The following is a 5,690-nucleotide window of genomic DNA, read 5'->3' on the forward strand; positions in this document are numbered from 1 at the left end:
CTGACGTCGATCAGCGGTGTGGCGCCGCTGGCCAAGTTGGTGAGCCTCAAGGTCATTGCCGATGTCACGCGCACCGATGAGCACAAGCAGACGCGCGGGCAGGGCAAAGTGAGTTGGGTGCTGCGCGCGCTCGAGGATATTCAGCGCTGGAATCAGTACGGCCGACGCCTGCTCGTGCACGGCGTGAACATGAGCATCGGCTATGATTTTGATCCGCGCTGGTTCGCCTGCGGTCAGAGCCCCATCTGTTCCGAAGTGAATCGTCTCGTGAAGTCCGGCGTCTGTGTGGTGGTGTCGGCCGGCAACAGCGGCTACTCGTCGTATATCACGGGTGCCGGCGTGGAGCAGAGCAGCTATCGCGATCTGAGCATCACTGATCCGGGCAACGCGGAGTTGGCGATCACCGTGGGCTCGACCCACCGCGATATGCCACACACCTATGGTGTGTCGTACTTCTCGTCGCGAGGTCCCACCGGAGACGGGCGACGCAAGCCGGACGTGCTCGCACCCGGTGAACGCATCCGCTCCTGCGCAGCCGGTCGCGAACGCGAGCGCTTCGGTCGTGACACGACCGCTCCGGTACCCGTATCCGATGCTGCAGCGGAGTCGGTGGCCACCGCGCCCGGCATGACGGCGCACGCACCGGAAGACACCACGCTTTCGGAACCGTCCGAATCGGCTGCGCGGGCGCTGGAGCGCGGCATGGTGCTGTACTGCGAACAAACGGGCACCAGTATGGCGGCGGCCCATATGTCCGGTGCAGCTGCCGCATTTCTGTCGGTACGTACGGAGTTCATCGGCCAACCGGAGCGTGTGAAGGCACTTTTCCTGATGAATGCCGTCGACCTCGGTCGTGAGCCCGCGTTTCAGGGGCACGGCCTGCTTGATCTCATGAAGGTGCTGCAGGCCGTCTGATCGTTCGAGGAGATTCTACATGGAAACACTGGGCGGCTTTCCGTTCGAGGCACTCGAGTACGACCAGCGTGGTGAACCCACATCGACGGCGCTCGATGCGTTGCAAGCGCACGTGCAGTCTACCGGCACCACCGATCTGCTCATGATCGCGCATGGCTTTCGCAACAACGCGGGCGAGGCGCGAGACCTGTACCGCCGATTTCTCCAGAACTTCAGCGCGCACATTACGCGGGAGGAGCTCGCACCCGCGCTTGCATCGCGCTCATACGCTACCGCTGGCGTCTTCTGGCCGTCCAAGGCCTTCTCTGAGGGGCCGAGCAGGAGCGAAGGCGAAGCGCAGCATCTCGAAGACCGCGAAGCGGCGGCGCTCGATGACGCACGGGCGGAGCTCCTGGTATTACGCAACGACATCGTGACGGCCGGGCAGCGCGACACGGTCGACCGCGCGCTGGCGTTGCTCGATGCACTCGAGGCGAGCACGGACACGCAGGACGAGTTCGTGGCACTCCTGCTGTCCCTTGTGGGCACGTCGGCCGACGCCGATCCCACTGAGGGATTCGAGGAAGTCACTGCCCAGCGCGGCGCCGACCTGTTCGCGAAGCTTGCAGCGCCCATCATCCTCCCCACAGTGCGTCGTGATGGCGACGGTGGCGTCATGATGCTCGACAGCGGCGGCGCCTCCGGCAGTGGCAGCAGCGATGGTGCTCCGCTGTTCATCGGCGGCGCCCTGAAATCGATTGCCGGTCGGGTAGGACAGGTGCTCAATCTCACCACGTGGTACATGATGAAGAACCGCTCGGGGAGCGTCGGCACGAACGGTGTGGCGGCAGCAGTCCGTGCACTCAAGGCGCGCCATCCAGCGCTGCGCGTACACTTGATCGGTCACAGTCTTGGCGGGCGGTGCATGGCGGCGTGCGCGAAGGCACTCTGCGCCGATCCCAGGGTGCAGCCCGATTCGCTATCGCTGTTGCAAGCCGCGTTCTCGCACGACGGCCTGAGTCAGGACAACGGACACGGTGATCGTGGATTTTTTCGCGAGGTGATCGAGCATGGCATTGTGAGGGGTCCGTTCATCTCCACGTTTTCGTATCAGGATACGATAGTGGGAAAGGCGTACGCGATTTCATCGCGCTTGGCTGGTGACAATGTGAAGGCGGTCGGTGACAAGGACGATCAGTACGGCGGCATCGGAAGGAACGGCACGCAGCGCACCAGCGAATCCACCACGCAGGTGGTGGGTAGTGTCGGGATGCGTTACAGCTACCCGCCTCGCGTGGTGAACAACCTTGATGGGAGTGGTGGCCGGATCAAGGATCACGGTGATGTGACCAACCATGAGGTCACGTATGCCGTGGCGTGCGCGGTGGCCGAGACGTGAACAGGGTGACGCTGGGATGGGCGCGGTCGGTGTCGTCGGGTAACCGAATGGTGGTCCGCACCAGCCAGGTGGACCGCGATCGACGTTGCGTTCGCCTTGGATCCGAAATGTTGTGAACGCAAGCGATTCCGTCGTCGAGTCGATCCCCGCTGACGCATTCTCCTTCGCGGACGGTGATGAGCGGGCGACGGGGCGGGTCGACGGGTGCGGGCGCGGCGCAGACGCCGTTGACGGCAGCCGCCCGAAGTGGGTAACTTTATTTTGGTTGCAGCGATACAACTTGTAGAGCTGCAAGTTGTAGTGCTACAACTTATGTAATAACACCAGAAGCGCTTGCAAAGGAACTGCGATGCCACCTCGTCCTTCTTCCCAGGGAGCCGCCGCCGCGGTTAAGCCGGCCGAGGTCATCAACCGGGACGCCATCTGGAGCGAATTGGCCACGGTCTGGGCGCGACCAGATCCTGCACTACTCATCGGACTCGGTCGGCGTCGTGCGGGCAAGAGTTGGGTGCTGGCGCGTTTTGCCCGAGCCGTCAACGGCATCTACTATCAAGCCACCAAACGCACAGAAACAGAACAGCTGGCAGCACTGAGCCGGATCGTCGGCCAGCATTACAAAGATGCCGCACTGGCCCGTGGCACAGGATTCGGGACGTGGGAGGACCTCTTCGGGTACCTCACGGACCGCGCCGCCGGCGCGCCGCTCCTGTTGATCCTGGACGAGTTTCCGTACCTCGCCGACGCTGCTCCGGCGCTTCCATCGATCTTGCAGAGCGTGTGGGATCACCACTGGGTGGGTTCCCGGATGAAGGTCGTTCTCGCCGGCTCGCACTTCACAGCGATGAGGCGGCTGGAGGAGGTCGACCAACCGCTGTACGGCCGCCGCACGGGACGCCTCCACTTCCCACCGTTCCACCTCGAGTACGTCCGGGCCTTTGTTCCCGACTACGACGCCCGGGACGTGCTCCTGGCGCATGGCATCTTTGGCGGACTCCCCGGCCACCTGGCCCTCCTTCGGCGGGACGAGGATCTGGCCACCAACGTCGCGCGGCTCATCCTCGATCCGAGCGGCCGACTGGCCGACGACGCAGAGCGCATGTTGGACGCGTTCCTTCGCGAGGCCGACGTGCACTACTCGATCATTCAGGCCATCGCCACCGGCGCACAGACGTGGAAAGACATCACGCAGCGGGTCGGCAAGCCAGGGGGCTCGCTGTCGCGACCCATGAAGTGGCTGGAGGAAATGCAGTTCGTCGCACGCATCATTCCCGTCACGGAGAACCCCCGGACGTCGCGCCGGACGCGGTACCGAATCGTCGACCACTATGTCGCGTTCTGGCACCGCTTTGTCGCACCGCTGCTCGCCGGCGGCGAAACCAGCCTCACGCCAGCCGACGCCCTGTGGGCCGGTCGAGTCGTCCCGGGGCTCGACGACTACATGGGGCACGCGTTCGAGGAGATGTGTCGTGCCTGGGTCGGCCGTACGAGTCGGCTGCCCTTCCGGCCGAGCCGCGTCGGCGCCTGGTGGGATACCACCTCGCAGAACGAGGTCGACATCGTCGCCCTCGGTGCCCAGCGCGAGCTCCTGGTCGGTGAGTGCAAATGGGGATCGTTCGACGATGACGACCTCACCAAACTGCGGACCCGCGCCGCCCTCCTGCACGCTGAACTGCCCAAAGCTGCGCAAGGTGGCCCCCTCATCCTCGCGTGCTTCTCGGCACGCGGCGACTGGAGCCCGAGTGTCGCGCGAGCGATACAGGCCGGAACCGTGCTCGGCTTCACCGCCGAAGACTTGCTGACGGTCTGACACTACGGCTCAGCGATCAAAGAGGCCGCGAGATGGTCGGCCACGCTGTCGCGAGCCTTCGAGGAGGTCAGCGTGGGCGCACGATAAGGTGAATCGTGCCGATCACCACCGCATCTCCACGAAATTTCTGAACAGAGCCTTCATCAAACAGCACGACTTGCCGATTCGACTTGCCGGCAAACGCGCTCCCACCATCGCGCGTAATCGTCGCGGACGTCAGGTCAGCCTTGAACGGAATACCGTCAGCCTCGCGAAGGAATGATCCGCCCTCAATGCATAGCAACTGCGTCCAGGAGAATCCTGTCTCGTGCCGCTCGCGAAGATGCTACATGAAAGAAGTGGCGACATCAGCCCGTTGGTGACCGGTTGCCTTGGCGGCACGGTTGAACTGATCACACAGAGAAAAAGAGACCAAGAGAAAAGGAGAACAGGGACCTCTGTGTTCTGCTTTTCTCTGTGTCTCTCTGTGATCAGTTCAACGTGAAAATCGCAGACAGGAACGCACCCTCTTCAGAGAGGGATCGGTCAATCGGCACAGTATTTTCATGTAGGCGTCGAGGGGGGTTCTTTCATCAAGAATGGCCGTCAGGGAGCTTGCGGAACGATTGCGACCCGTCACGCCGGGCCATCAAGGTCACGCCGACATCACCGGAATGCAGGGTCGCCCGTAGCGCAGACTCCAGCGTGCTACGGCATGTGCGCTGCTGCGCGACTACAGCCAACTGCGCATCGGCATGGCTCGCGAGAATTCGTGTGACAGGCGCCGGGGCGGGCACGAGCTCGGTGTGGTGGTGCCGCCGGCGCTGCTGCAGTTGTACTTCTACGCTCAGGAACGCGGTGGCGTATGGGCACCACGGTTGGTCGCGTACGGCCTGTTCACACTCGCACTGCTGACAGACGCCGTCATCGCCAGTGTCTCGATGATCAGATGGCGGCCCGCCATGCGATGACCCTCGGACGCGGCAAACGCTATGACACTGCTACGGCTCCCACGGCGCGTGGTGCAAGTCGGAGCCTTTCATTTGAAAGACTCTTCTGGGTTTCGTGTGGGTGATTCTCGGCCGACTCGCCTGAGAACCGCGTCACTGCGACCGGCCGCTGAAATGCACGGACAAACAACAGGGGTATCGGGAAGGGGCCGATAGTTCAGCGGACAATGCGGCCCATGGCAACGGACCGAAACGTCAACGGCCTCACCTTGGACTGTTTCTTCGCGTTCTCTGCGCCTGCGCGTCCTCTGCGTGATCAGTTCGGCAGACGGTCCATCGACGTCTGCTCCGTTCAGCGGCAGATCACTGGCGGCGATGCTCGGGTAGATCGAGAACGGATCACGCAGAGAAACGGAGAACGCAGCGGCGCAGAGATCTCTTCCCGATAGGTCGATTCAAAATGGCCACCTTCATGTATTTGGCGCGTTGGGATTTCGTGTGGGTGAATCTCGGCCGACACGACGCGGATTGGAGCCGTGCGAGACGACGGTGTACCGCGCGTTACTCTTCAGGTTGTCGTCGTTGATCTGCGGCATGTCAGCGGCCATGCTCGGTGGGGTTACGCAGCGGGTCGTTGGGCGAGAGTCACCCACACGAAACC

The 5,690-nt window shown here is 63.0% G+C and carries 5 protein-coding genes; 4 read left to right on the plus strand and 1 reads right to left on the minus strand.

The features are described 5' to 3' along the window. The 3 genes from ACESNG_RS06385 to ACESNG_RS06395 all read left to right on the plus strand — a co-directional run. Positions 1-915 (plus strand): S8 family serine peptidase (locus tag ACESNG_RS06385; protein ID WP_373068270.1); only part of this gene is annotated, 915 nt, incomplete at its 5' end. Between the two features lie 19 nt (positions 916-934). Further along, positions 935-2,293, plus strand: a complete 1,359-nt coding sequence (locus ACESNG_RS06390) for a hypothetical protein (RefSeq protein ID WP_373068272.1) — start codon at positions 935-937, stop codon at positions 2,291-2,293. 349 nt (positions 2,294-2,642) lie between these two features. Beyond that, entirely contained in the window at positions 2,643-4,100 is a 1,458-nt protein-coding gene (locus ACESNG_RS06395; RefSeq protein ID WP_373061203.1) for an ATP-binding protein, read from the plus strand. A gap of 67 nt (positions 4,101-4,167) precedes the next feature. Here the strand turns inward: ACESNG_RS06395 and ACESNG_RS06400 are convergent, their stop codons facing one another. Next, on the minus strand, positions 4,168-4,383 hold the full coding sequence (locus ACESNG_RS06400; RefSeq protein ID WP_373068274.1) for a hypothetical protein: 216 nt from the start codon (positions 4,381-4,383) through the stop codon (positions 4,168-4,170). Positions 4,384-4,885: 502 nt separating this feature from the next. On the opposite strand from ACESNG_RS06400, the gene ACESNG_RS06405 reads away from it, so the two are divergent. Continuing rightward, positions 4,886-5,050, plus strand: a complete 165-nt coding sequence (locus tag ACESNG_RS06405; protein WP_373068276.1) for a hypothetical protein — start codon at positions 4,886-4,888, stop codon at positions 5,048-5,050. Positions 5,051-5,690: the final 640 nt, after the last annotated feature.

It is taken from the genome of Gemmatimonas sp., from assembly GCF_041689975.1.
Taxonomy (GTDB): Bacteria; Gemmatimonadota; Gemmatimonadetes; order Gemmatimonadales; family Gemmatimonadaceae; genus Gemmatimonas.